This is a genomic window from Halobiforma lacisalsi AJ5 (genome assembly GCF_000226975.2).
GTDB lineage: Archaea > Halobacteriota > Halobacteria > Halobacteriales > Natrialbaceae > Natronobacterium > Natronobacterium lacisalsi.
This window is the reverse complement of the sequence record NZ_CP019285.1, coordinates 2021542-2044101: the sequence shown is the minus strand read 5'-3', so window position 1 is coordinate 2044101 and position 22560 is coordinate 2021542. Positions and strand designations below refer to the sequence as shown.

28 protein-coding genes are annotated in these 22560 nt (G+C 66.7%); 12 read left to right on the top strand and 16 right to left on the bottom strand.

Features of this window, described 5'->3' with window-relative positions; translation table 11 throughout:
• The first annotated feature begins 15 nt into the window (after nucleotides 1-15).
• A complete protein-coding gene (locus tag CHINAEXTREME_RS09790) occupies nucleotides 16-456 on the top strand; it encodes a hypothetical protein (RefSeq protein WP_007143360.1) in 441 nt (146 codons plus the stop codon).
• Nucleotides 457-958: 502 nt separating this feature from the next.
• Here CHINAEXTREME_RS09790 and aspS read toward each other — a convergent pair.
• The gene (aspS, locus tag CHINAEXTREME_RS09785; protein WP_007143359.1) at nucleotides 959-2263 is read right to left on the bottom strand and encodes an aspartate--tRNA(Asn) ligase; all 1305 of its coding nucleotides are present in this window, start codon (nucleotides 2261-2263) and stop codon (nucleotides 959-961) included.
• A gap of 151 nt (nucleotides 2264-2414) precedes the next feature.
• Here aspS and CHINAEXTREME_RS09780 point away from each other — a divergent pair, with 151 nt between their 5' ends.
• On the top strand, nucleotides 2415-2894 hold the full coding sequence (locus CHINAEXTREME_RS09780; protein WP_007143358.1) for a cupin domain-containing protein: 480 nt from the start codon (nucleotides 2415-2417) through the stop codon (nucleotides 2892-2894).
• 25 nt (nucleotides 2895-2919) lie between these two features.
• Here the strand turns inward: CHINAEXTREME_RS09780 and CHINAEXTREME_RS09775 are convergent, their stop codons facing one another.
• A complete protein-coding gene (locus tag CHINAEXTREME_RS09775; RefSeq protein WP_076738720.1) occupies nucleotides 2920-4299 on the bottom strand; it encodes a cytochrome P450 in 1380 nt (459 codons plus the stop codon).
• A 150-nt stretch (nucleotides 4300-4449) separates the two neighbouring features.
• Between CHINAEXTREME_RS09775 and CHINAEXTREME_RS09770 the strand changes: the two genes are divergently transcribed.
• Complete coding sequence (locus CHINAEXTREME_RS09770) at nucleotides 4450-5169, top strand: helix-turn-helix domain-containing protein (RefSeq protein ID WP_007143356.1); 720 nt, start codon at nucleotides 4450-4452, stop codon at nucleotides 5167-5169.
• Nucleotides 5170-5245: 76 nt separating this feature from the next.
• A complete protein-coding gene (locus CHINAEXTREME_RS09765; RefSeq protein WP_007143355.1) occupies nucleotides 5246-6142 on the top strand; it encodes an SIR2 family NAD-dependent protein deacylase in 897 nt (298 codons plus the stop codon).
• A 26-nt stretch (nucleotides 6143-6168) separates the two neighbouring features.
• On the opposite strand, the gene CHINAEXTREME_RS09760 is transcribed toward CHINAEXTREME_RS09765, so the two are convergent.
• From CHINAEXTREME_RS09760 to CHINAEXTREME_RS09730, 7 genes are all read right to left on the bottom strand, one after another.
• Nucleotides 6169-6375, bottom strand: a complete 207-nt coding sequence (locus CHINAEXTREME_RS09760; RefSeq protein WP_007143354.1) for a hypothetical protein — start codon at nucleotides 6373-6375, stop codon at nucleotides 6169-6171.
• Nucleotides 6372-6668, bottom strand: coding sequence for a HalOD1 output domain-containing protein (locus CHINAEXTREME_RS21695; protein ID WP_160165595.1), 297 nt, complete (start codon nucleotides 6666-6668; stop codon nucleotides 6372-6374). Before CHINAEXTREME_RS21695 ends, CHINAEXTREME_RS09760 begins: the two co-directional genes overlap by 4 nt.
• A gap of 76 nt (nucleotides 6669-6744) precedes the next feature.
• Nucleotides 6745-7410: a helix-turn-helix domain-containing protein gene (locus CHINAEXTREME_RS09750; protein ID WP_007143352.1), complete on the bottom strand. Its 666-nt coding sequence runs from the start codon at nucleotides 7408-7410 to the stop codon at nucleotides 6745-6747.
• Nucleotides 7411-7491: 81 nt separating this feature from the next.
• Entirely contained in the window at nucleotides 7492-8199 is a 708-nt protein-coding gene (locus tag CHINAEXTREME_RS09745; protein ID WP_007143351.1) for a phosphoglycerol geranylgeranyltransferase, read from the bottom strand.
• Between the two features lie 210 nt (nucleotides 8200-8409).
• Nucleotides 8410-9603: a threonine synthase gene (locus tag CHINAEXTREME_RS09740; RefSeq protein WP_007143350.1), complete on the bottom strand. Its 1194-nt coding sequence runs from the start codon at nucleotides 9601-9603 to the stop codon at nucleotides 8410-8412.
• Nucleotides 9604-9748: 145 nt separating this feature from the next.
• Nucleotides 9749-9925, bottom strand: a complete 177-nt coding sequence (locus CHINAEXTREME_RS09735) for a 50S ribosomal protein L37e (protein ID WP_007143349.1) — start codon at nucleotides 9923-9925, stop codon at nucleotides 9749-9751.
• Nucleotides 9922-10152 carry an LSM domain-containing protein gene (locus CHINAEXTREME_RS09730; protein ID WP_007143348.1) on the bottom strand — a complete coding sequence of 77 codons (231 nt, stop codon included), beginning with the start codon at nucleotides 10150-10152 and terminating at the stop codon, nucleotides 9922-9924. The genes CHINAEXTREME_RS09735 and CHINAEXTREME_RS09730 overlap by 4 nt, the downstream gene beginning before the upstream one ends.
• A gap of 308 nt (nucleotides 10153-10460) precedes the next feature.
• Here CHINAEXTREME_RS09730 and CHINAEXTREME_RS09725 point away from each other — a divergent pair, with 308 nt between their 5' ends.
• Both CHINAEXTREME_RS09725 and CHINAEXTREME_RS09720 read left to right on the top strand, forming a co-directional pair.
• On the top strand, nucleotides 10461-10814 hold the full coding sequence (locus CHINAEXTREME_RS09725) for a hypothetical protein (RefSeq protein ID WP_007143347.1): 354 nt from the start codon (nucleotides 10461-10463) through the stop codon (nucleotides 10812-10814).
• Between the two features lie 128 nt (nucleotides 10815-10942).
• The gene (locus CHINAEXTREME_RS09720; RefSeq protein ID WP_007143346.1) at nucleotides 10943-11905 is read left to right on the top strand and encodes a zinc-dependent metalloprotease; all 963 of its coding nucleotides are present in this window, start codon (nucleotides 10943-10945) and stop codon (nucleotides 11903-11905) included.
• Between the two features lie 15 nt (nucleotides 11906-11920).
• On the opposite strand, the gene CHINAEXTREME_RS09715 is transcribed toward CHINAEXTREME_RS09720, so the two are convergent.
• From CHINAEXTREME_RS09715 to CHINAEXTREME_RS09705, 3 genes are all read right to left on the bottom strand, one after another.
• The gene (locus tag CHINAEXTREME_RS09715) at nucleotides 11921-12175 is read right to left on the bottom strand and encodes a hypothetical protein (RefSeq protein WP_007143345.1); all 255 of its coding nucleotides are present in this window, start codon (nucleotides 12173-12175) and stop codon (nucleotides 11921-11923) included.
• Nucleotides 12176-12177: 2 nt separating this feature from the next.
• Nucleotides 12178-12606, bottom strand: a complete 429-nt coding sequence (locus CHINAEXTREME_RS09710) for a nuclear transport factor 2 family protein (RefSeq protein WP_007143344.1) — start codon at nucleotides 12604-12606, stop codon at nucleotides 12178-12180.
• A gap of 87 nt (nucleotides 12607-12693) precedes the next feature.
• On the bottom strand, nucleotides 12694-13245 hold the full coding sequence (locus tag CHINAEXTREME_RS09705) for a helix-hairpin-helix domain-containing protein (RefSeq protein WP_007143343.1): 552 nt from the start codon (nucleotides 13243-13245) through the stop codon (nucleotides 12694-12696).
• Between the two features lie 242 nt (nucleotides 13246-13487).
• On the opposite strand from CHINAEXTREME_RS09705, the gene CHINAEXTREME_RS09700 reads away from it, so the two are divergent.
• Nucleotides 13488-13757 (top strand): hypothetical protein, encoded by a 270-nt coding sequence (locus CHINAEXTREME_RS09700; protein ID WP_007143342.1) that lies wholly within the window; start codon nucleotides 13488-13490, stop codon nucleotides 13755-13757.
• 100 nt (nucleotides 13758-13857) lie between these two features.
• On the opposite strand, the gene CHINAEXTREME_RS09695 is transcribed toward CHINAEXTREME_RS09700, so the two are convergent.
• Nucleotides 13858-14406: an SPW repeat domain-containing protein gene (locus CHINAEXTREME_RS09695; protein ID WP_007143341.1), complete on the bottom strand. Its 549-nt coding sequence runs from the start codon at nucleotides 14404-14406 to the stop codon at nucleotides 13858-13860.
• Between the two features lie 153 nt (nucleotides 14407-14559).
• Here CHINAEXTREME_RS09695 and CHINAEXTREME_RS09690 point away from each other — a divergent pair, with 153 nt between their 5' ends.
• From CHINAEXTREME_RS09690 to CHINAEXTREME_RS09680, 4 genes are all read left to right on the top strand, one after another.
• The gene (locus tag CHINAEXTREME_RS09690; RefSeq protein WP_007143340.1) at nucleotides 14560-17388 is read left to right on the top strand and encodes an AAA domain-containing protein; all 2829 of its coding nucleotides are present in this window, start codon (nucleotides 14560-14562) and stop codon (nucleotides 17386-17388) included.
• Nucleotides 17389-17524: 136 nt separating this feature from the next.
• Nucleotides 17525-17665 (top strand): hypothetical protein, encoded by a 141-nt coding sequence (locus tag CHINAEXTREME_RS21845; protein WP_007143339.1) that lies wholly within the window; start codon nucleotides 17525-17527, stop codon nucleotides 17663-17665.
• A 1-nt stretch (nucleotide 17666) separates the two neighbouring features.
• On the top strand, nucleotides 17667-19124 hold the full coding sequence (locus CHINAEXTREME_RS09685) for a sodium/proline symporter (RefSeq protein ID WP_010546589.1): 1458 nt from the start codon (nucleotides 17667-17669) through the stop codon (nucleotides 19122-19124).
• An 80-nt stretch (nucleotides 19125-19204) separates the two neighbouring features.
• The gene (locus CHINAEXTREME_RS09680) at nucleotides 19205-19450 is read left to right on the top strand and encodes a hypothetical protein (protein ID WP_007143338.1); all 246 of its coding nucleotides are present in this window, start codon (nucleotides 19205-19207) and stop codon (nucleotides 19448-19450) included.
• A 66-nt stretch (nucleotides 19451-19516) separates the two neighbouring features.
• On the opposite strand, the gene CHINAEXTREME_RS09675 is transcribed toward CHINAEXTREME_RS09680, so the two are convergent.
• A complete protein-coding gene (locus CHINAEXTREME_RS09675; protein ID WP_007143337.1) occupies nucleotides 19517-19915 on the bottom strand; it encodes a hypothetical protein in 399 nt (132 codons plus the stop codon).
• Between the two features lie 130 nt (nucleotides 19916-20045).
• Nucleotides 20046-21026 carry an AIR synthase family protein gene (locus CHINAEXTREME_RS09670; protein WP_007143336.1) on the bottom strand — a complete coding sequence of 327 codons (981 nt, stop codon included), beginning with the start codon at nucleotides 21024-21026 and terminating at the stop codon, nucleotides 20046-20048.
• A gap of 199 nt (nucleotides 21027-21225) precedes the next feature.
• Here CHINAEXTREME_RS09670 and CHINAEXTREME_RS09665 point away from each other — a divergent pair, with 199 nt between their 5' ends.
• The gene (locus CHINAEXTREME_RS09665; protein WP_007143335.1) at nucleotides 21226-21600 is read left to right on the top strand and encodes a hypothetical protein; all 375 of its coding nucleotides are present in this window, start codon (nucleotides 21226-21228) and stop codon (nucleotides 21598-21600) included.
• 34 nt (nucleotides 21601-21634) lie between these two features.
• On the opposite strand, the gene CHINAEXTREME_RS09660 is transcribed toward CHINAEXTREME_RS09665, so the two are convergent.
• The gene (locus CHINAEXTREME_RS09660) at nucleotides 21635-22411 is read right to left on the bottom strand and encodes an SDR family NAD(P)-dependent oxidoreductase (protein ID WP_007143334.1); all 777 of its coding nucleotides are present in this window, start codon (nucleotides 22409-22411) and stop codon (nucleotides 21635-21637) included.
• Nucleotides 22412-22560: the final 149 nt, after the last annotated feature.

Below are 22560 nucleotides of genomic sequence, written 5' to 3'. Positions count from 1 at the left end.
CGTGGACGTACGAGTATGTCCCCCAGCGGCGATCCGCCCGCAGTAGAGTCCTCCTACACGGAACTTCCGGCGGCCTCGAGCGCCGATCCTGACGTCGATGCTGACGATGATACCGACTCGAATCCCGTCGACGGGCCGACCGGTGTCCGGCCGTCGGAGCGTCCCGCCGTCGAGGTGGCACACGATACCTGTGCCGCCTGTGGCACAACCATTGGACCGACGGACTACCGGCTCAGTTGGCAGTTTTCCGACGGACCGGCGAGCGTCGAGCGCCATTACTGCAGCGAGTCGTGTTTCCCCGATCCCGACCTCGAACACGAGCACGAACACGAGCACGAACACGAGCACGAACACGAGCACGAACACGAGCACGAACACGAGCACGAACACGAGAACCGACCTACCGACCGGACGGACGAGGACAATCGACCGCAGGACTGGTCCTACTGTCGGTGAACGTTCCGTTGAACCGGACTCGAGCGAATCCACTCCGGATAGTGACGGCTCCGACATCGGGGATAACGAGGTGAGAACGAAGGGAGAACGAGGGGAGAACGAAGGGAGAACGAGACGAAAACGAAACCGGACGGTCGCTTCACCCTCGAGTGTACGCTTTTGCCGCGAAAGCCACGGACGATCCGGCGTCCTCGTCAGGGGTTCGGACGTCAACGATCTCGCGGGAACGACGTGGGATCTTCGATCCTGCGAACTCTCGCTCGACGAACAGCGCCTCGCCTACGGCGAGAGTCGCTGTCGGTCACGCGAGACTCGTTTCACTCGTCTTGCTTGCTCTCAGCGTCTTCGTTACGGACTCAGACGCTGACGATCTCGCGGGAACACGGTCGGAGCAAAGCCCCTCTCTGCTCCCGATCGACGGCTGCGCCGTCGCCTACGGCGACAGGCGCTGTCGGTCACGCGAGACTCGTTTCACTCGTCTCGCTTGCTCTCAGCGTCTTCGTTACGGACTCAGACGCTGACGATCTCTCGGGAACAACACAGCCTCTCGGATGTTGTCCAGCCCGAGCAGCGTCATGATCAGACGCTCGCCGCCGAGGCCGAAGCCGGCGTGGGGCGGCATACCGTACTTGAACATCTTCGTGTAGTACTCGAACTGGTCGGGGTCGAGTCCCTGCTGTTCGAACCCTTCGATGAGGTGCTCGTGGCGGTGCTCACGCTGGCCGCCCGAGACCAGTTCCATCCGCGGGTGCATCAGGTCGAAGCCCGTCGAGAGCGTCTCGTCGTCTTCGGTGTCCTTGATGTAGAACGGCTTGATCTCGCTTGGCCACTCGGTGATGAAGTAGTGGCCGCCGACGTCCTGTCCGAGCGCCTTCTCGGCTTCCGTCGGGAGGTCGTCGCCCCAGACGAGTTGCTCGTCGAGTTCGCCCGTCGCGTTGATGCGTTCGATGGCCTCCTCGTAGGAGATACGCAGGAAGTCGCCCTCGGGAACCTCGAACTCCTCTTCGAGGTCGAGCGCCTCGAGTTCCTCGCTGCAGTTCTCGTTGACCGCCTCGTAGGCCGCCTTGACGATGCCCTCCGCGACGTCCATCGCGTCGTGGGCGTCACAGAACGCGCCCTCGAAGTCGATCGACGTGGCCTCGTTGAGGTGCCGCGGCGTGTTGTGCTCCTCGGCGCGGAAGATCGGGCCGATCTCGAAGACGCGCTCGACGTTCGAGCCCGCGATCAGCTGCTTGAACAGCTGCGGGGACTGGTTCATGAACGCTTCCTCGCCGAAGTACGTGATCGGAAACAGCTCGGTCCCGCCCTCGGTCCCGGTGGCGACGATCTTCGGCGTGTTGATCTCCGTACAGCGGAACTCGCGGAACTGCTCGCGGACGGCCCGCAGGATCTCGGCGCGGATCTCGAAGACGGCCTGGACCTCCTCCTTCCGCAGGTCGAGCGTGCGGTTGTCGAGTCGCGTCGAGAGGTCGGCGTCGACCTTCCCTGACGGATCGAGCGGCAGTTCGGGATCGGCTTCGGAGACGACCTCGAGCGATTCCGGCGTGACCTCGACGCCGGTCGGTGCGCGGGGCTCCTCCTCGACGTCGCCGGTGACCCTGATGACGCTCTCGCGAGCGACGTCGAGGCCGGTCTCGACGAGATCGTCGTCCATCTCGTCTTTCTCGAACTTGATCTGGATCTTTCCGGTGGTATCCCGGAGGATCAGGAAGGCGATGCCGCCGAGGTCGCGGATCTCGTGGACCCATCCGGCGACGGTAACTTCGTCGCCCGGCTCGGCGTCTTCAGTATAGGTTCTGTCCTGCATACCCTCCGATTCCGGTCGCCGGAACTTAAGCGCAATCGTTCTGGATTGCCAGTTCGGGCCCGGTCGAGGCGACCGTCCCGGCGCTCGGTCGCCGTAGCGCCTCGATCCGTCCGTCCCGGGGACTCTTTGCCGGTCCGGTGTATCCTCCCGTATGACGACCCCGATCAACGAAGCCGACCTCGAGTGGACCGAGCACGACCAGGAGTCGTCCCGATTCCGCCGCAAACAGCTTTCTGAGGCAGCCGGCGCGCCCCATCTCGGCTGTAGCCTGTACGAACTGCCCCCGGGCGAACGTTCCTGGCCCTACCATTACCACACCGCGAACGAGGAGGCGATGTTCGTCCTCGAGGGCGAGGGCACCCTTCGGTGCGAGCGTGGAGCGGAGCCGCTGGCGGCGGGCGACTTCGCGACGTTCCCGGCGAACGAGGAGGGCGGACACCGGATCGTCAACGACAGCGACGGGGTGCTTCGCTACCTGCTGGTCTCGACGATGATCGAGCCCGACGTCACCGTCTACCCCGAGATGGACAAGATCGGCGTCTTCGTCGGCTCGCCGCCTGGCGGCCGGGGAGAGCGATCGGTCCACGGCTACTACCGGCTCGACGACGACGTCGACTACTGGGAGAAGTAGCCGCGAACGGCCGGTACCGAGCCCCCTATCGTTCGGAGACGGTCATCGGAATATCGTCTTTCGGGCGGGCAGTGATCGTCGCCCGCAGGTTCAGTTCCGTCCCCGGGACGAGTTCGAGGTGGTACCGCTGGTAGACGGTTGCAAGCAGGAGCCGCGCCTCGAGCATCGCAAACCGGTCGCCGATACAGCGCCGCGGCCCCGCCGCGAACGGGAAGTAAGCGAGTTTCGGCAGGTCGGCCTCCATCCCGTCGGTCCACCGCGCCGGCCGGAAGGCGAGCGGATCGTCGTACCACCGCGGGTCGCGGTGGACGACCCACTGGTGCATCCGCACCGTCGCCCCCGGCGGGATCTCGTAGCCGCCGATGATGTCCGGTTTGACCGGCTCGCGGACGATTCCCGGCACGGGCGGGTAGAGCCGCATCGACTCCTTGACGACCTTTTCCGTGTAGGAAAGCTCCGGGAGATCCGCCATCGTCGGCGGGTCGCCGTCGAGCACCGTCTCGAGTTCGTCGACCAGTTCCCGTTCGACGCGGGGGTTCTTCGCGAGGAGGTAGAAGGTAAGCGTTAGCGACAGGGCCGTCGTCTCGTGGCCCGCCAGCAGGAGCGTGACGACCTCGTCGCGGATCTGGTCGACGGACATCCCCGTCCCCGTCCCCGTCCCCGTCCCCGTCCCTGTTCCCGGGCCGTCCCCGCCTTCGTCGCCCTCGAGGAGCTTCGAGATGACGTCTCGCTCCGTCGGGTTTCGCTTGCGTTTCTCGATCAGGTCGTAGACGACCTCGTCGAGGTCCTCGCGTGCGCGCTCGATCCGCCGTCGGGCTGGCGTCGGGATCCCGGCTGGCAGGACAAGATGTGCGAGGTTCTCGCTGGCCGCCATGAACTCCCCCAAGGCCGCGCCGACCGTGTCCACGTGCTCGTCGACGTCGGCCCCGAACAGCGCACGGGCGACGATGCGCAGGGTCACCTCCATCATGTCCTCGTGGACGAGGCGAGTTTGCCCGTCCTCCCAGTCCTCGAGGGTCTCCATCGCGAAGTCGGTCATCATCGTCGCGTACTCCCGGATCCGGTCGGGGCGGAAGGCCGGCTGGATCTGGTGGCGATTGCGTCGCCAGACCGCACCCTCGCTGTTCAGGATGCCGTTGCCGGTGATCGGACCGAGGATGTGCTGGAACCGGTCCCCTTTGACGTAGTTCTCGTTGTTCTGGACCAGCACCTGCTCGATGTAATCGGGGTGGTTGAGCTGGTAGACGGGGCCGGTCGGATCCTCCCAGTGGGCGATATCGCCGTACTCGCGTGCCGTCCGGGTCATGAACCCGTACGGGTCCCGCAGGAAAGCAAGCTGGTTGCCGAGCAGCGGCAACCCGTCGGGTCCCGGCGGCGGATCGCTGATCGACGAAACGTTGCTCATGTATCACTGCCAACCACGTCCGGCCGTCTCCCTCTGTATCCGATCATACTAGCCGTACTTATATGCGGACGTCGAGGCGAGTGACGTGAGCGCAAGCACGAACGCGACCGCCGACCGAATCGGAACGACCGTCCCGGGTGGTGGTCCCCGATGAGGTACGCGACCGTCGTCCTGACCTGGCCCGACGAGCACCTGACGGGTATCGACGAGGCGTTCGCCGCACGCGAGGGTGTCTCGCTCGAGGCGATCCGGCACCTGAACCCGATCGACGCCGACGACGGCCGACACGCCGAACTGCTCGAGATGCGAGGCGACCTCGAGCGCGCCCGAACCGCGCTGGCGGACGCGCCCGAGGTGCTCGAGTACGACGTCGCCGGCGACGACGGCCGCGGGGCCGCGTACGTTCGGTGCCGTACCGTCCCGCCGGTCGACGACCTCCTCGCGGTACCCCGGGAGTACGAGGTCGTGATCGACTGGCCGCTGCCGTTCGTCGCCGCGGGCGGGAGCGACAGCCGGGGAAACGCCGACCGCGGCCTCGAGGTGACCCTCGTGGGGCCGGGCCGGGCGCTCAGGCGGGCGACGCGGACGCTCCCGGCGGGAGTCGAGTTCGACCTCCGGCGGACGGGGGCGTACGAGGCCGATTCGCTCGGGAGCGGATCAGCGGACTCGCTGTCGCGCTCGGTCCGGCTGACCGACCGCCAGCGCGAACTGTTCGCGGTGGCCCGCAGCGAGGGGTACTACGAGGTGCCGCGGCGAACGACGCACCGCGAACTCGCGGACCGGCTCGGGCTCTCGCCGGGGACTGTCGGGGAACACCTCCAGCGGATCGAGGCGAAGCTGGCGGCGGCGTACGGGTCGTCGATGAGATAGGGGGGCTACCGAAGCCGCAGCCGAAACCGCAGCCACAGCCGCTCCCGTTTTTGTCTCTCGAGGCCGAGGACCCGACATGGACGAGTCCGATCGGGCGTCCGACCGTGACCGCGACGCCCTCGAGCGACTCGCCGCCGAGATCGATCGGGACGCGACGGTCGTCGCCCTGACGGGTGCGGGGATTTCGGCCCCCTCGGGCGTCCCGACGTTCCGCGGCGAGGACGGCGTCTGGGAGCACTTCGACGAGGGACAGTTCACCTACGGACGGTTCCGGAGCGACCCGGAGGGGTTCTGGGCCGACCGGGTCGCCCTCCAGCGGGAGCTGTTCGGCGAGGAGTACGAGCCCAACGCGGCCCACGAGGCCCTGGCCGCGATGGGTCGGGACGGCTACCTCGACGCTGTACTCACGCAGAATACGGACGGATTACATCGCGATGCAGCCGACGGGGCCGACGGGGGTGACGGGGCTAACGGGGCCGCCGAGGACGGAAAGCGCGAGGACGACCCAGGGGCCGGGGATGACACACCCGCCGGAACCGGGGAACCGCCGATCCTCGAGCTACACGGCAACGCCCGCCGCGTCCGCTGTACCGACTGCGGACGGCGACGCGACGGTGACCCGATCTTCGACCGTGCCGCAGAGGGTGACCTCCCGCCGACCTGCGACTGCGGCGGGATCTACAAACCCGACGTCGTCCTCTTCGGTGAACAGCTTCCCGGGGCGGTCGTCCAGCGAGCGCGGACGCTGACCCGCGACAGCGACGTCTTCCTCGCGATCGGCTCGTCGCTGGTAGTCGAACCTGCCGCCTCGTTCCCGCGGGAAGCCGGGGCCACCGGCGCGACAGTCGGCGTCGTCAACCTCGAGTCGACCCCGGTCGACGGGGCCGCCGACGTGGTCTACCGGGACGACGTCACCGAGGCGTTGCCGCGGCTCCGGTCGCTCCTCGAGCGCGGGGCGGACGGCGGTGAGTAAGCGGCAAGCCGACGGACTCGATCGAATCAAGCGGTCGGATCGGCCGACGGCGAGAGTTCGCGGACCAGCAGTTCCGCACAGACCGATGGCGGCGTCGGTCGACCGGCCGACTCTCTCGTGTCGATCGCGTGTCCGGTTTCGACGAAGTGCTCGACCGCGAGCCGCGAGCGTTCGGTTTCGGTGGCTCCGTCGTCCGCGGAGGCGAACCAGTCGCAGGCGAGACAGACCTTCATATGGAACGACGCGAGGAGCGGTCGGTTTCGGGGGACGAATCGATCGTGATCTCGCCGTCGGCCCCGACGGTGACCTGTTTGCCGTCGTAATCGAAGGTCAGGCTACCGACGCGTTCGCCGGGCCTGGCGGGGCTGGTCGGTTCGAAGAGCGAATCTAGCGCCGCGGGATCGATACTGGCGTACAACGGCGGCGAGAGGTCGACCGGATCGACCCCGTCGTGTGCTGCTATCGCACGAACAACCCTGATCGACAGCGGCTCGTCGGCAGGGGGAGAGGAGGGCTGCCTTGCCATCATCATCGGGAGGGGACTGCGCGGCATAAGGGTGACGACCGACCGCCGACCGCAAGTGTGCTTTCGGCACCGACCCCTACCGCGTTTGCCTCCCGCCCGATACCACGTGCTCCGCGACCAGGCTCGACTGTGCCCGTCGTAACCGCTCGCTGACCGCCTGGTTCGAAATCTCGAGTTCGTTCGCGATCGCGGAGAGATCCGCCTCGCGGGGAACCTCGAAGAAGCCGGACTCGAACGCGATCTCGAGGGCCTCGTACTGGGAGTCGGTCAACAGGTCGTCGTCGCTCGGCGCGTCGTCCTCCGAAAGGCGATGGAGGGCGATTTCGACGCCCTCCCCTTCGAGGAACGCGTGATACCGCGTGAACGCCCCCCGGTCCGGAAACCGCATCTCGATCCGCCAGCGACCGCTCGATCCCCGGCACTCGAGGAGTTCCCCGCCGAGTGCGACCCACCGACGGTATGCCCCGACGACCCCGGAGCCGCTGCGACGGATGCGGTACAGCGCCCCGTCGTGGGCGTCCGCGATCCGCTGGAACTCGGCCACGGTGTCGTCGTCGGCCAGGGTCCGTTCGACTCGGTTCCGGTCCCCGCCGGCACACCGCATCCAGCAGAACGCGATCGGCCGGGACGGGTCGACGGCGTACTGCCGCTCGAGTTCCACCTCGAGCGAGGGCAGCGCCTCGAGCGTGGGACCGAGGACGAGTTCCTGCGAAGCCGCGTCGAACTCGGCGAAGAGCGCCATACCATCCGATGGAGAACGGAGACGCAAAACAGTTTAGGCCAAACGGCCTTTTTCAGCCCCGAGAAGAGCTAATTCCAACGATCAGGCGTCCGAAGCGCCCTCGACGGTCGCGCGGACCGCCTCGACGCCCTCGTCGTGTGCGAGGTCGCCGACGACCACGACGTCTGCGTACTGGGCCATCGAGTACGCGGAGTCGTAGTCGTGGATACCGCCGCCGTAGAACAGGGTCGCGTCGTCGGTCGCCTCGGCGGCCGCCCGGACGATCCCCTCGTCGCCCAGCGTCCCCGAGTACTCGAGGTAGACGATCTCCTGGCCGAACATCCGTTCCGCGACGGTGGCGTAGGCGGCGACGTCGTCGGCGTCGAGATCGCAGTCGGCCTCGGTGTAGGTGGCGACGTCGGCCTCGGGGTTCATCACGATGTAGGCCTCCGTCGTCGTTCGATCCCAGTCGTAATCGTCGTCGATCCGGACCCACTCCTTGTGCGCGCCGGTGATCCAGAACGGCGAGCCGGCGTTGAAGACCGTCGGGATGAGATACCCCTCGAGCGCATCGTCCTCGAGGACGACCTCGGGGCTCGAGGGTTCCTGGTAGAGCGGCACGTCGTGTTCGGCACAGGCCTCGATGACGGCGGCCATCTTCTCCTCGGTGACGCCCATCGTGCCGCCGATCTCGATCGCGTCGGTGCCGGTCGCACAGAGATCGCCGTAGGTGACGCCCTCGGGGAGGTCCTTGTCGGGGTCGATTTTGAGAATATGGTCCCAGTCGTCCCAGGGTGTCGTGGTAGTCATACCCCTCCGTTTCCCGACAGCCGGCAAAAACGCTACGAAACGAGCCCCGTGCTCCGGTCCCCGCCGCGGACGCCGGGGTCACCGCTCGGCGATCCAGACCATCTCCCGGGAGACGTCCTCGAGCGGGTCGCCGTCGGCGTCGCGGACTTCGTCCCGTTCGACGACCGTCAGGAGCAAATAACTGTCGTCAGTGTGGTGGGGCCGGCCGGTTCAGACGCCCTGACTCATCAGGTGGCTGCGGAGCACGTCCGCCTCCTTGTTCCCGGCGCCGGTGTTGAGAATGACGATCGTCTCGTCGCCGTCGAACTCGCCCCGTTCCGCGAGTTCCCACGCGCCGCTCGCTGCGGCCGCCGAACTCGGAACCATCTCGAGGCCCTCCTGCTTGGCGACCTGGACGCCGGCCTCGAGGATGTCCGGATCGGCCGTCGAGACCGCGCCGCCGTCGGTCTCCCGGAGCGCCTCGAGGATCCACGGACTCGCGCCGGGGTCGGGGATCTCGAGGCCGCCACAGATCGTGTCGGGGTGTTCGACGGGTTCGTGTTCGTCCCACCCTTCCTCGTAGGCCTCGACGATCGGATCACAGCCCGAGGCCTGGGCGGCGTACAGTTCCGGAAGGTCGTCGATCAGGCCCAGATCGCGGTACTCTTTCGCGGCCTTGTACATCCCGATCAGGCCGACGCCGCCGCCGGTCGGGTAGACGATGGCGTCGGGCGTTTCCCACTCGAGTTGCTCGACGACCTCGTAGAACATCGTCTTCTTCCCCTCGTGGCGGTAGGGGGTGACGAACGTCTGGAGCGGGTACCAGTCGTCGTGGTCCGTGCTGGCCTCCTCGTAGGCCTCGCCGGCGTCGCCGATCCGCCCGCCGACCACGCTCATGTCGCCGCCGTGGACGTTGACCATCGCCTTGTTCGTGAAGCCGGCCCGCGACGGTAAGTAGACGTGAGAGTCCATACCCGCACGGGCGGCGTAGGCCGAGGCCGCCTGCCCCGCGTTGCCCGCCGAGGCGAGGACGACGTCGCTCGCGCCGTGCTGGCTCGCCGCCGTCACCGCCACCGTCTGGCCGCGGTCCTTGAACGTGTTCGTCGGGTTGCGTCCCTCGTCTTTGATCAGGACGCGCTCGACGCCGAACTCGTCGGCGAGGGCCGGACAGTCGACCAGCGGCGTCGTCCCCTCGTCCATCGTGACCGCCGACTCGCGTCGGAACGGCAGCAGTTCCTCGTAGCGCCACATCGAGTCGAACGGCCGCGACTCGAGGGTCTCGCGATCGAGGTCGATCGCGTCGTAGTCGTATGTCGGGTCGAGAACCCCATCGCAGTCCGGACACCGGTGGGTCACCTCGGCAGCGTCGAACGCGGTCCCGCAGTCGACACACTCGAGGCCCGCGAAGGCGGCTGTCGTCTCCATACTCATATCGGAGTGTTCGCGGCCCAGGACTAATGGTTGTTCATCGCCGATAGGTCGATAGGTCGGACCGCGTCGCTCGAGGTGGAAAGCGAAGAATCCGGTCGAGATCGATCCGGCAGGTGGGCGAGAGCGAACGGCGTTCGCGTTAGTTGTCGCCGGTCTTCGACTGCCACTCGTAGTCGCGGCGCTTCGACGACTTGCCGAAGCCACACGACGAGCAGACCTTCTTCTTCACGTGGTAGGACTTCTCTCCGCAGCGACGACACTTGACGTGGGTCGTCTTGTTCTTCTTTCCTTGGCTCGGGGTTCCTGCGCCAGTCATGGAGTGATCGAAACGACGTTATCGCCGCGTATAATGGTTGTGTCTTCGATCGGCTCGCCGTCCCCGGAGATCGATTCGTCCGCGGGAATCGTGACTTCCTCGAGCACGAGGTTCATGTGCTGGTCGTAGCCGGCGAGTTCGCCGACGTACTCGTCACCACTCTTGAGTCGTACGGCGACTCGTTCGCCAAGGGACGCCTCGAGGACGTCCAGCGGTCGTCCACTCATACGAAAGAGCGTTAGTGACGGCTACTTAATCGTACCGGAACCCACCGGATCGGAAGCGCTTCAACGTGAGGCTAATTCGGCGGCGGAGCCGGGATTCCGATCCGTCCCTCGACGGGGACCGTCCGGCGTGATCGCATATTGATACTACTGGACAAAAGTCAGTACACACCCGATCGCGTCTCGAGTGCGATCGGTGTGTGTGTGTGTGTGTGTATTGTTTTGCCCGGCAGTATGAAGTCCGGCGGGATCCGTCGCGCGATCGTAAGCCGAACCAAACGGCTAAGTGCGGCGTCGTTGACCCCGCCGATATGGGAGAAAAGAAGTTTACCTTCATCGAACTCCACCTGGACGGCGATACACAGTTCGGGCCGCGAACGCTCGAGTCGCTCCCGTTTGCCGAGGCAGTAATCGGTGGCGGCGAGGAATCGGAAACGGGGACGAAGACTGACCTCGAGGCCGGATCGTCGCTCGAGACCGACCGCGAAGACGAGGACGACGAGAGCGGTGCGGCCGACGAGGAGGGCGGCAGCGGCGGCAAGGCGATCGGCGCGCTCGTTGCGCTGGCCGTGCTCGTCGCCGCCGGCGTCGCCGTCCGGAAGTACCGCGGCGAGGAATCGGAGACGGAACGGGCGGAAGAGGAACCCGACGTCATCGTCAACTGAGACGGACTGCTGTAACTGGTTACCGGCGCACCCGGCAGACGGGTCCCCTGTGCGCCGGGACTGACTGACAGCAGACCGTCTGCGGTCCGAGCCGAACCCTTTTGCGTTCGCTTCCCGTACGAACGTTCGTGAACCTCTATCGTAGTGCCCGGGCCGTCGCCGGCGCGTCCGGCGACGACGCGATCGACTGGGCATCGGCAGCCGAAGCCGCAAAGGCCGCCACCGATCCCGGCTCGATCGCGCTCGAGGCCGGGGAGCAGGAGGCGTACGCCCGCGACGTCCGCGACGCTCGCGAAGGGATCCGCACGGTGTCGGGCCTCGAGTTCGACGTCCCGGACACCGTCGAGATCCAGAACCGCCACCACTGGATCGACGCCAACGTCGCGACCTTCGAGCGGGTGATGGGCACGCTCGAGGACCACGCCCCACCCGGCGCGTTCCCCGGCGTCGCCCGAACGATCAACACCGGGACGATGACCGTTCTGCTCGCCTTCCTCGGGCGGAACGTCCTCGGCCAGTACGACCCGCTGTTGCTCGCCGAAACGCCCGACGACGACCACGCACTGTACTTCGTCCGTCCGAACATCCTGAAGGCGGCCGACGCGCTCGCGGTCGATTCCGACCGGTTCCGCCGCTGGATCGCCTTCCACGAAGTGACTCACGCCGCCGAGTTCGGGGCCGCACCGTGGCTCTCGGAACACCTCGAGCGGCGGATGGAAGACGGCATCGCGAAGCTCTCGGAGGGGTCGTTCGACCGGCAGGCGTTCCGCGAACTCGACGCCGCGATGACCGTCGTCGAAGGGTACGCCGAACTGCTGATGGACCACGCCTTCGACGGCGAGTACGCCGATCTGCGACGGAAGCTCGACGAGCGACGGCAGGGACGGGGCCCGCTACAGCGGCTGTTCCGCCGACTGCTCGGCCTCGGCCTGAAGCGTCGCCAGTACGAACGCGGGAAGGACTTCTTCGAGACGATCGTCGACGCACGGGACCTCGAGACCGCGAGCCTGGTCTGGGAGGGACCGGAGTACCTCCCGAGTCACGAGGAACTGGACGCGCCGGGTGTCTGGCTGCGCCGGGTAGAGCGCTAGGAGCTGCTGCTCCGCTCAGCTGACGATCCAGGCGAGATACCACACCAGCGCGCCGCCTGCGAGCAGGCCACCGGCGGTCACCAGCCCGACCATCGGCAGCGACGCGCCGCCCTGGAGCGCCATCATGCTTCCCGAGAGGCCGACCAGCAGGACGAACCCGGCCGCGAGGCGGCGTCTTCCCGCCGGATCGCCCGTGTTTCGGTTCGGCCGTGACCCCGAACTCGAACTCGACCCCGAACCCGATCCCGAACTGCGGTTTCGCCGCCCCATCGTTACTCGAGCCTCCGCGGTGTGCTGACGTGCATCGTCGCGAAGCGCCAGTGGGGGTCGGGATCGGCAGTCGGTCCGTCGGCACTCGCGTCCGTCCTCGCCGGCGACGGGACCAGCGTTCCGCTCCAGCGACTCTCGAACTCCCGCTCGTCGCCGCTCTCCGCGTCCGTCCACGCCATCCGCACCTCGTCCGCGAACCACGCGGCCGAATCGCGTTCCTCGACGACGAGGCGACCGCTCGTGACCGTCCAGTCCATCGTCGTCTCGGTCTGGCTTCGGAGGGCATCGGCTACCTCGTCGTAGCCGAACAGCGATTCCTCAATGCCGAACTTCACCGTCGAGTCGTCCTCGAGGAAGTACGGCGCGAGCGGATCGCCCTCGCGGAGCGCCTCGTAGTAGTCCCGGACGACGGTTTCGGCGGCTTCGACCATGGACGTAGTGGTGGCTCGCGTCCTCAAAGGTTCACCGGACGCGAACGCAGGCCTGGTCGGCTGGGAAGCGAGAAAAGCAACTGCGGCTCACATGAAGCCCCGACCGACCTCGTCCGTCTCGATCAGGTCCTCGAGTTCCGCGTTCAGCAACTCGTCGGCCTCCTCGAACCGGTCGGCCAGTTCCTCGAGTTCGTCGGGCCGATCGTACTGGTCGTACTCCATCGGGCCGAACGCAGGGCTCTCGATGGCCTCCATGACGTCGTCGAACAGGTCCTGGGGCCGCGTCGGGGCGTCGGCGTGGGTCTCGAGGACGGTCTCCAGCCGGTTCGAAAGCGTCTCGGCTTCGTCCTCGTCCTCGGGCGGGGACTGGACAGCGAATCGGCCGCTGCCGTCGTCCTCGGGCATGAACGCCCCGATCTCGTCGTCGATCTTGCGCGCGACCTGGGTGCCGACGCCGCGCACCTCGAAGGGGTTCTTCGCGTACGTCTTCAGGAAGAAGACGCCAGCGGAGGGATGCGCGAGGTACATGTCTTCGCCGACGCCGCCGGCCCGGTCACCGGCGACGGCGCGCCAGTCCTCCGACTCGACGTCCTGCTCGGTGACGTCCTCGAGTATGTCCTGCCACTCGCGAATCCGCATACGTGAGGGTTGTGACGCGGACGGAATGAACGTATCGGTCCCGGCGGTCCCCCGCGGGTCGCGCTCGCGTCCCGATCGCAGGCATCGGCGTCGGCGTCGGCGTCGGCGTCGGCGTCAGCGTCGCCTTCGAACCGGTCGCTCGTGGTGACCGTCTCCGCGCCCGGAACGTGGGCGAACCAAAAGGAATACGACCGCTCCGTCGACAGGGATCGTAAGCGGTACTCGGTAACCGATCGTTTCCAATGTCCGTCCGCCAACCACTCCCGCTGATCGAACTGTTTCGCGCCGCACCGGCAAAGAGCGCGCTCCTGACGCTGGGACCGGCCGCGCTCGCGGTCGGACAACTGCTCAACAGCTACGTCAACGGCGTCTCGCCGGTCGTATCACTGGGTTTCGCCGCCGTTATGCTGACGTTTGCTGCCGTCGCGACCGGCCACCATGCCGCCGAACACCGTCTGCGCGAACTCGAGCGCGAGGTCGTTTCCGACGCGGACCTCGAGAGCTCGGACTGACCTCGCCGTTCGGCCGCTCGACTCGGGACCCTGCGCTTTCGTGACCCGGCCCCGGGGATGGAAGCCGCTGCGTAGAAATCGCCCGCAGCCGCAGCACTCGCTACGTTCGCGCCTCCGGTTCCGTCGTCACGGTCCGCGCCTCTCGAGCCTCGTAGGCGTTGTACCCGGCGAGTCCCGCGATCAACAGCCCGGTGACGATCGTGCTCCAGAACATGCCGCCGATCATCTCGAGTAGCGCCGCCGAGATGATCAGCCAGATCCCGAGCACTGCGACGAGGGACGCGACGCCGACGCTCAGCGGCACGTCGTTCGAGAGCCGGTAGTAATTGTAGCCCGCGGCGACGAAGACGACCGCGCCAACGAGACCGTTGTTCCAGAGAATCTCGCTGCCGACGTCGTAGATCAGGACGGACGCGGCGGCCCACAGGCCGAGCACGGCGACGATCCCGCTGACGACTGACGTGTTCCGACGGCGCTCCTCGTTGGCGAGTGCCGCGCCGTCGTCGCGGGGAGCGTGACCGCCCTGGCCGGTCCGCTCGCCGGAGGCGGCTCCCGTCCCGGAATCGGTTTCGGCCGGCGTCGGGCCGCTCGGATCGTCGACGCCGGGCTCCGAGTCCGTTCCCCGGTCGTCGCGGTTCGGATCACTCATGGCACCCGGTGGTTCGGCCGTAATTCAAAAAGGAGTCGCGACCGTTTCGATCCGTCCCGGACCGGTTCGGTCGGTAATGGTTGCTTACGACCGGATCCGGGCGACGAGCCGGGACCGATAGCGTTTTTGATCGGTCGCCCGTGACGAGTAGCCGTGCACGTACGCGGAACCGTCGCGGGCGAGGTCGAGGTTCGCTCGGTGTCGACGACGTACGGCGAGAGCGACCTCGCCGAGGTACCGCTTCGCCTCGAGGGAGTCGAGGGGGTCGAGGGGGTCGAAGGGGTCGAGGACGACGAGGACGGGAACGAACACGCGGCAGCCACCCCGGAACAGGGCGAGAACGAGCCGACCGAACGGCCCGGTACAGCCGAGACCACGGTCACGCTGTGGAACAAGTGGACCGAGTCGGCAGAACTCCTCGAGCCGGGGATGGAACTGCTCGTCACGAACGCCAAGCGTGAGGAGTACCGCGGCGAGATCCAGTACGCGACGACCGGCGACTCCTACGTCGTCGTCGAGCCGAGTTTCCTCGTGAACGTGACGGCGATCCGCAACTGGGTGGAGTGTCCCCGCCTCTATTACCTGAACAAGCTCTCGGGGATCCCGCTGAACTACCCCGTCGTGAAAGGGACTATCGTCCACGAGGTGTTCGGCGACCTCCTGCGGGGCCGGGACCTCGAGGAGGCCATCGAGGCCCGCGTCGAGGAACACGGCCTCGAACTCGGCCTGCTCGGCGAGTCCGCCGACGCCGTCGCCGACGACGTCCGGGAGAACGCCGCGGCGATCGAGGGCTGGCTCGAGCAGGGCCGGCTGACGGAGGAGGATGGGGTGGCGACAGCCGCCGACAACCCGGAGCGGGCGTTCTCACCCGCGGAGGGGAGCTGGCGGTCGGAACAACTCCTGATCAGCGAAACCTTCGGCATCCGCGGCCGGGCCGACGCCATCCGCCGGGGCGCGCCGGTCGAGTTGAAGACCGGCAAGAACCTCAAGAAGGAACCCCGGTTCAAGGACAAGGTCCAGGCCGCCTGCTACGCACTCCTGCTCGAGGAACACGGGGGCGACGTCGATACCGGGACCCTGCTGTACACGAAGAACTCGGCGCTGGATCGCAACGAGGAGACCGGCGATCTCACCCCCGCGAAGGACTTCTCGATGGGCGATGGCCTTCTAAAGTTCGTCGTCCGCCTGCGAAACGAGATCGCCGCGATGGAGACGGGCGGCGACGTGCCGACGGGGTACGAGGGCGACGCCAAGTGCGAGTACTGCTTCGAGCAGGACACCTGCATGGTCGTCTCGGGCCGACTCGACCAGGAGTCGAAAGCCGGGCAGATCGGCCAGGCCTTGCCCGAAGACGAGCGCGAGTACTTCGAGCGGTTCTACCGCGCGATCGAGGAGGAGCGTCGGGAGGTCCACCGCGAGTACGCCAAACTCTGGGAGCAAGACCCCGAGGAACGGGCCGACGACGACCGCGCGCTGATCGACCTCGAGTTCACGGAGATGCGGGAACTCTCGGAGGGGCGGTGGGAGCTTCGCGCCCGTCGGCAAAGCGGCGCGACCTCGAAACTTCGCGAAGGGGACCTGGTGCTGGCGAGCGACGGCGATCCGGTTCGAGGGAGTTCGGAACTGGCGCGGATCGAGCGATTGGGAGACGAAATCGTCCTGACCGCGGACGAGCCGGTCGAGGTCACTCGGTTGGACGTCTATCCCTCCGAACTCACGACCGACCGGCTGCTCGCTGCCCTGCACGACTTCCTCCTGAAAGGGGACGACCGACGGAAAGACGTGCTGTTCGGCCGCGAAGAACCCGAATTCGACCTGCCCGACGAGACGTTCATCGGCAACAACGACGCACAGAACGAGGCCGTCCGGATGGCCGTCGGGGCCGAGGACGTCGCGCTGATCCACGGGCCGCCGGGCACCGGCAAGACCTACACCATCGCCCGCGCCGTCCGCGCGATGGTCGAGCGCGGCGAGCGCGTCCTGCTGTCGGCCTTCACCAATCGCGCCGTCGACAACGTCCTCGAGGCCTTGCTCGAGGGACTCGAGGACGTGATCGACGAGGATCGGATCGTCCGCGTCGGCTCCGAGAGCGGCGTCCGCGAGGACATGGAGCCGTATCGCCTCGAGCGAGCCGGCGACCCCGAGGATCGACTCGCGGAACTGCAGAACGCGCAGGTGGTGGCGGCGACGACCGCGACCTGCGGCTCGCGGGTGATGAAAGAGCAGTCGTTCGATGTCGCGCTGGTCGACGAGGCCGCTCAACTGACCGAGCCCGGCACCTGTGCGGCGATCAACCTCGCGGAGCGGTTCGTCCTCGTCGGCGACCACGAACAGCTCCCGCCGGTCGTCCGTGCAGAGAACGACCTCACGGAGTCGCTGTTCGAACGGCTCGTCGACCTCCACCCCGAAGCCGGGGTCATGCTCGACCGCCAGTACCGGATGAACCAGCGCATCCAGGCGTTCGCCTCGCAGGAGTTCTACGACGGGAAGCTCCGGCCCGCCGAACCGGAGGTCGCCGCGCGGACCCTGGACGACCTCGAGGATGTCGCCCGCGCGGACTTACCAGAGAACTTGCAGGACCCCGTCTCGTTCGTCGGCGTCGAGGGCGACGGCGGCCGCTACACGGACGGCGAGGAGGCCGCCCGGATCGCCGACCTGATCGACGCCTACGAGGCCGCCGGGCTCGAGCGCTCCGAGATCGGGGTCATCGCCCCCTTCCGGGCGCAGGTCTCGGAGATTTCGAAACGTGTCCCCGACGACGTCGCCGTCGACACCGTCGACCGCTTCCAGGGCTCGAGCCAGGAGGTCATCGTCGTCTCCTTCACCGCGACCGGGTCGCTCGAGGGACCGATCTTCGAGGACTACCGCCGGATCAACGTCGCGCTGACCCGGCCCAAGCGGGCGCTGGTGCTCGTCGGCGATCCCGCGGCGCTCGAGACCGACCCCGTGTACGAACGGATGCTCGAGTGGGCACGACAGTAGCTGCGGAAGCGTCGGTGACAGCGTTCATTAACGCTGTTTTCTTCGCCGTCCGTCCCTGAACGTGTAATATCACGAATTTTTTCGATCGATGTTCGAAAATCACATATAGTAGAACAATTCTATTCCGCGATGTGTTATGACGTCGCTAGGAGGATTACCGGTCGGAACGGCCGTCGCGATCCTCGTGATGGTGCTCGTTCCGATCGTCACGTACCTGTTGTACAGGATCGACCACCAGCGCGGAGACGGGCGCGTAACCGTCCTTGGCAAGCAATAACATGTCAGAGACACAGCTACAGGCGACGTTCGGACTGTTCGTCTTGGTACTGCTGTCGATCGGGCTGTACTTCTTCTTCACCACGGAGACGAAGCGGCTGTCGGATTACATGCTCGCGGATCGGGACGTCGGCACAGTCCCGATCGCGATCTCCGAGGTGACGGCGGTCGCCAGCGGATGGACGTTCTTCGCGTGGGTCGGTATCGGCTTCACGGTCGGGATGAGCGGCCTCTGGTTCTCGATCACGATGGTCCTGATCGTGCTGTTTCTCTACCGGTTCGTCGCTCCCCGATTCCGACGAACCTCCGAGGCGCTGGGGAGTCAGACCGTCGTCGACCACCTCGCGTCCACGTTCGACGACCACCGGCTGGGCCCGGTGATCCGACTCGTCGGCACCGTGACGATCGTCGTCTTCCTGATGTCGTACATCGGGGCCCAGATCATCGCCATCGGCGAGGCGATGGACGTCGGCCTCGGTATCCCCTACACTACGGCCATCCTGATCGGCGGACTCGCGGTCGCGTTCTACACTACGCTCGGCGGCTTCAACGCCTCCGTCACGGCCCACCTGCTCATGGGCTCGCTCGTGATCGTCGCCGCCATCCTGGTCCCGATCGGGATGGTCCTCGAGATCGGCGGCTGGTCCGCGTTCGTCTCCGAGGCGTCGGCGGTCGATCCGTCGCTCCTGACGATGACCGGCGGCGACGCAGGGACCGCGTTGCTGATCGCGGTCCTCTCCTGGGTGACCTTCGCCGCGGGCGCGATCGGCCAGCCCCACGGATTGATGCGGTTCCAGGCGATCCGCTCGGAGAAGATCATCAGCAAAGCGTCGGTCATCGCGGTCGCCTTCCAGTCGCTTCGGCTCACGGTCCCGCTGATCATGGGTGCCGCGGGCCGCGTGCTCTACGACGGCGCCGACATCCACCACGAGAACGTCGCAATGTACGCGATCATCGACATCTTCCCGGCGTGGCTCGCCGGGCTATTGCTGGCGGGGATCATCGGCGCGATCCTCTCTACGTCTGACTCGATGATGATCGTCACCTCGGCCGACGTCACCCGATTCTACGAGGAACACCTCAACCCCGACGCGACCGAGCGCGAACTGATCCTCTTCGGCCGCGGCGTCGTCCTCGCCGCCGCCTTGATCGGGATCGCGCTGGCCTACGTCCGGCCGGGGACGATCTTCGACATCATCGAGTTCGCGTTCGTCGGACTCGGCGCCTCGCTGGGGATGCCCCTCGCCGCGGTCGTCATCTGGGAGAAGACGACCGCCGAAGGGGTGTTCGCGACGATCATCGTCGGCCTGCTGGGCTCGGTCGGGAACCTCTATCTCTTCTCCGACTACTTCCCGATCCTCGTCTGGCCGGTCGCGATCGCGACGCTCGTCCTCGTGAGCGTGGCGACGTACGACGGCCGTGGGCAGTACGCCGACGAACGAACCGTCCCCACGGACTGAACGCCAGTTCGGTCGCCACTACTCCCGTTCCACTCGTTCTACGTGAGCAACGTTATGTATCCCCTCTCGCAAGAGCCGATATGTCCCAGGCAGAGGGAGACGACCTGCCGGTCTACCCAAAGGACCTCCTCGTGCTCGGCGTCGTATCGCTGTTCGGTGGCCTGCTGATCGCGGCCTGGCTGCGCCCGCTCGAGGCCACGCCGGAGTTTCTGTTCTCGATCTTCTCGGGCGCGGTCATGCTGGTGTTCTTCCTGTTCATTCCGGTGATGGGGATCCGCCTGTTCCTCGAGGACCGGAACGACGAAACGGAGACGGACCCGGAGTGAGTACGAAAACTGAAGAGTCGGACCCGGCCGACGCCCATCGCCGACCGTCGAACGGACGAGTTCCCTTCAGGGACTCGAGGTCGGCACTCGCTTCTCGAGGTAGTCGAGACACCACTCGAGGTCGCCGTCGATCAGTTCGTCGCTGCCCCGATCGACGGATACCAGGATTCCCGCCTTGGGATCGGCCGGGTCCGGGACCGAGAGGAACCAGGCGTCGTCGAAGGCCCGGACGAACCCGCTGAACTCGCCCGCCCGAAAGGCGCCCGTGTCGCGATCGAGTGACAGTTGGGTAACGATCGTCCGATCGACGACGGCCTGGAGGTCGGACCCGGAGTACTCGGTTCGGACGTCCTCGCGCAGTACGCGTTCGAAGTCGGTTGCCTCGTAGCAGACGACAGCCCGTAGATCCTCGCCGATCCGATTCGAGACGTCGTCCCAGATCGACTGCGGATGAACATCGTTCATAAATGGCCCTGAGTGATAATGCCGATTGCCAATAAATATAGTCTATGATATAATCGAGGGACGTAACGGGGGCGGTGAGTTGAGGTGAGGAGTACGGGGACGAGAATGCGACCGTCGCGATCCACTCCGGCTACTCCGTCGCGTCGGCGGCCGCCCAGAGCGGATAGAGATCGTCCGCTACGGGCTCTCCGATCACCACGTCGTCGAGGACCAGTTCGGGCTCGCCCTCGGCAACCGTTCCGACGGTCGCAGCCTCGATACCTGCCGACGAAAGCGCCTCGAGGGCCTCATTTCGGCGTTCGCCGGGCACCGTCGCGAGCAACGCGCCGGAGCCGAAGATCCGGAGCGGATCGACCCCCGCGGCCGCACAGAGCCGTTCGGTCTCCTCGCGGACGGGCACCGCCTCGCGGTCGATCTCGAGCCGAACTCCGGAGGCACGTGCGATCTCGAGCAAGCCGGCGGCGACGCCGCCCTCGGTCGGATCGTGCATCGCCGTCGCGAACTCGCGGACGGCCCGACCGTCCGGGACGACGCTGATCTCCTCGAGGAAGGCGCCCGCCCGATCGACGGTTTCGGAATCAACCTCGAGGTCCGCCGCGAAGTCGGCCGCCAGGATCGCGGTGCCCTCGATCCCCGCCGCTTTCGTGAGCAGGACGGCATCGCCCGGCTCGGCTCCGCCGGTGGGAACGAACGACTCGGTCGCCCCCATCGCGGTCAGCGAGACGAGCGGCCGCTCGAGCTGGTCGACGTACTCCGAGTGGCCGCCGACGACCGACGCGCCGACCTCGCTCGCGGCGGCGTCTATGTCGCGGGTGATCGCCTCGAGGTCGGCGGTCTCGTCGGGCAGGAGGACGACGACGGTGAGCCACCGGGGGTCGGCACCCGACGCGGCGACGTCGTTGCAGGCGACGTGGACGCCGAGGTTGCCGACCTGCGAGGCCGCGAGCGAGATCGGGTCGGAACTCACGACGAGGTCGCCGCCGGGCCAGTCGATGGCAGCGGCATCCTCCCCGTCAGCGGGTCCCTGGAGGACGGTCTCGTCGACGTCGGCCTCTCCCGTCCGCTCGAAGACGTGTGCGAACAACTCGTCGGGTGGTACCTTCCCCGGCATATCACCAACTGGGACGATGTGGCGTTTGTAGCTGTCGACGTCGCGATCGTCGCGAACGCCGTCTCGCGAGCACCCGCTCGAGGTCGGTGTATTTGTTCCCCGCCGTCGTACGACGGAACGTGCATCCGTGCGGAATCGTACGCCTGGACGGAACCGAGTGGAGGACGAGCCCCGGGAAACCAGCGGACGGTGACCGGTCATGAAACGGACGCTCACCCGAATCGCGGCGGTCGCGATCACGATCCACGGGCTCATCCACCTGCTCGGTACCGGCGTCTACCTGGAACTCTTCGAGTTGGCGGAACTGCCGTACAAGACGACGCTGCTCGGCGGCGTCCTCGACGTCGGCGATAGCGGGATCAGGGTCGTCGGCGCCCTGAACGCCGTCGCGGCCGTCGGATTCGTCCTGTCGGCCGCCGCCATGGTCACCCGCTGGACCCACTGGCGACCGCTGCTGTTCGCGGTGACGGTTCTGTCGCTGGTCCTCACGACGCTCGACTGGACGGTCGCCTTCGCCGGGATCCTCGCGAACCTGGCGATCCTGGCCTTTCTCGCCGCGTGGCCGCGGCTGTGAGCGGCCGAACGGGGTTCGCTCCCTCGAGCGCGTGCTAGACGTCCGGCGACTCCATGACGTCCGGGACGCCCCGCGCCGTGATCGTCTCGCCGACGATGTACGACGACGCTGGACTGGCGAGGAACTGGGTCAGGTCGGCGATCTCCTCGACGGTCCCCATCCGGCGTTCGACAGCCGAGCGGTCGACGTCGTCGGCCGAGATGCCCATCTGGCTTTCGACGCCCGCCGTCGCGACGAACCCGGGTGCGATACAGTTGACGCGGACGTCCTCGCTCGCCCACTCGTAGGCCAGCGTCGTCGTGAGGTTGACGACGGCCGCCTTCGCGGCTCCGTAGTGGCTCATGTACGGCGCTCCCTGCTGGCCCGCCACGCTCGCGAAGTTGACCACGGAGCCGCCGCCGTCCTTGAGATGGTCGGCGGCCGCCTGAATGCAGTTGTACGTGCCGTGGAGGTTGATGTCGACGATCGTCTTCCAGCCGTTCTCGGAGATGTCGTCGAAGTTGGCCATGAACGAGGCCCCGGCGTTGTTGATCAGTACGTCGAGGCCGTCGAACTCCTCGACGGTCGCCTCAACCAGGGCGTCGACCGCCTCCCGGTCGGTTACGTCGCACTCGACGGCCAGCGCCTCGCCCGGCCGGTCGCTCTCCGCGATCTCCTCGGCGACCGGATCGACGTTCTCCTGTTCGCGCGAGCAGATGACGACGTCGACCCCGTCGTCCGCGAACGACTTCGCGATCGCCTCCCCGATCCCGCTCGAGGCCCCGGTGACGACGGCGACCTCTCCGTCGACGCTGAACTGGGACGTACTCATGCGCGGTCACCCGTATCGAACCGATGTCTTGCTACCATCGTTAGCTATAGAACCCGATACGTACACAACGTTAATAAAAATACGCACGAGTGCCGCACAGTTAAGTGAGTGGCCCAGCACCCAACGGACGAGTCCGTCCGCGACGGACC

What these genes read in the sequence shown, in the direction of transcription:
- CHINAEXTREME_RS09790 (WP_007143360.1), top strand. Translation starts at nt 16, where the DNA reads ATGTCCCCCAGCGGCGATCCGCCCGCAGTAGAGTCCTCCTACACGGAA.
- CHINAEXTREME_RS09665 (WP_007143335.1), top strand. Translation starts at nt 21,226, where the DNA reads ATGAAACGGACGCTCACCCGAATCGCGGCGGTCGCGATCACGATCCAC.
- CHINAEXTREME_RS09710 (WP_007143344.1), bottom strand. Translation starts at nt 12,606, where the DNA reads ATGGTCGAAGCCGCCGAAACCGTCGTCCGGGACTACTACGAGGCGCTC.
- aspS (WP_007143359.1), bottom strand. Translation starts at nt 2,263, where the DNA reads ATGCAGGACAGAACCTATACTGAAGACGCCGAGCCGGGCGACGAAGTT.
- CHINAEXTREME_RS09700 (WP_007143342.1), top strand. Translation starts at nt 13,488, where the DNA reads ATGTCCGTCCGCCAACCACTCCCGCTGATCGAACTGTTTCGCGCCGCA.
- CHINAEXTREME_RS09765 (WP_007143355.1), top strand. Translation starts at nt 5,246, where the DNA reads ATGGACGAGTCCGATCGGGCGTCCGACCGTGACCGCGACGCCCTCGAG.
- CHINAEXTREME_RS09775 (WP_076738720.1), bottom strand. Translation starts at nt 4,299, where the DNA reads ATGAGCAACGTTTCGTCGATCAGCGATCCGCCGCCGGGACCCGACGGG.
- CHINAEXTREME_RS21845 (WP_007143339.1), top strand. Translation starts at nt 17,525, where the DNA reads ATGACGTCGCTAGGAGGATTACCGGTCGGAACGGCCGTCGCGATCCTC.
- CHINAEXTREME_RS09730 (WP_007143348.1), bottom strand. Translation starts at nt 10,152, where the DNA reads ATGAGTGGACGACCGCTGGACGTCCTCGAGGCGTCCCTTGGCGAACGA.
- CHINAEXTREME_RS09770 (WP_007143356.1), top strand. Translation starts at nt 4,450, where the DNA reads ATGAGGTACGCGACCGTCGTCCTGACCTGGCCCGACGAGCACCTGACG.
- CHINAEXTREME_RS09750 (WP_007143352.1), bottom strand. Translation starts at nt 7,410, where the DNA reads ATGGCGCTCTTCGCCGAGTTCGACGCGGCTTCGCAGGAACTCGTCCTC.
- CHINAEXTREME_RS09705 (WP_007143343.1), bottom strand. Translation starts at nt 13,245, where the DNA reads ATGCGGATTCGCGAGTGGCAGGACATACTCGAGGACGTCACCGAGCAG.
- CHINAEXTREME_RS09675 (WP_007143337.1), bottom strand. Translation starts at nt 19,915, where the DNA reads ATGAACGATGTTCATCCGCAGTCGATCTGGGACGACGTCTCGAATCGG.
- CHINAEXTREME_RS09670 (WP_007143336.1), bottom strand. Translation starts at nt 21,026, where the DNA reads ATGCCGGGGAAGGTACCACCCGACGAGTTGTTCGCACACGTCTTCGAG.
- CHINAEXTREME_RS09740 (WP_007143350.1), bottom strand. Translation starts at nt 9,603, where the DNA reads ATGGAGACGACAGCCGCCTTCGCGGGCCTCGAGTGTGTCGACTGCGGG.
- CHINAEXTREME_RS09680 (WP_007143338.1), top strand. Translation starts at nt 19,205, where the DNA reads ATGTCCCAGGCAGAGGGAGACGACCTGCCGGTCTACCCAAAGGACCTC.
- CHINAEXTREME_RS09735 (WP_007143349.1), bottom strand. Translation starts at nt 9,925, where the DNA reads ATGACTGGCGCAGGAACCCCGAGCCAAGGAAAGAAGAACAAGACGACC.
- CHINAEXTREME_RS09780 (WP_007143358.1), top strand. Translation starts at nt 2,415, where the DNA reads ATGACGACCCCGATCAACGAAGCCGACCTCGAGTGGACCGAGCACGAC.
- CHINAEXTREME_RS09685 (WP_010546589.1), top strand. Translation starts at nt 17,667, where the DNA reads ATGTCAGAGACACAGCTACAGGCGACGTTCGGACTGTTCGTCTTGGTA.
- CHINAEXTREME_RS09660 (WP_007143334.1), bottom strand. Translation starts at nt 22,411, where the DNA reads ATGAGTACGTCCCAGTTCAGCGTCGACGGAGAGGTCGCCGTCGTCACC.
- CHINAEXTREME_RS21695 (WP_160165595.1), bottom strand. Translation starts at nt 6,668, where the DNA reads ATGGCAAGGCAGCCCTCCTCTCCCCCTGCCGACGAGCCGCTGTCGATC.
- CHINAEXTREME_RS09725 (WP_007143347.1), top strand. Translation starts at nt 10,461, where the DNA reads ATGGGAGAAAAGAAGTTTACCTTCATCGAACTCCACCTGGACGGCGAT.
- CHINAEXTREME_RS09745 (WP_007143351.1), bottom strand. Translation starts at nt 8,199, where the DNA reads ATGACTACCACGACACCCTGGGACGACTGGGACCATATTCTCAAAATC.
- CHINAEXTREME_RS09715 (WP_007143345.1), bottom strand. Translation starts at nt 12,175, where the DNA reads ATGGGGCGGCGAAACCGCAGTTCGGGATCGGGTTCGGGGTCGAGTTCG.
- CHINAEXTREME_RS09760 (WP_007143354.1), bottom strand. Translation starts at nt 6,375, where the DNA reads ATGAAGGTCTGTCTCGCCTGCGACTGGTTCGCCTCCGCGGACGACGGA.
- CHINAEXTREME_RS09695 (WP_007143341.1), bottom strand. Translation starts at nt 14,406, where the DNA reads ATGAGTGATCCGAACCGCGACGACCGGGGAACGGACTCGGAGCCCGGC.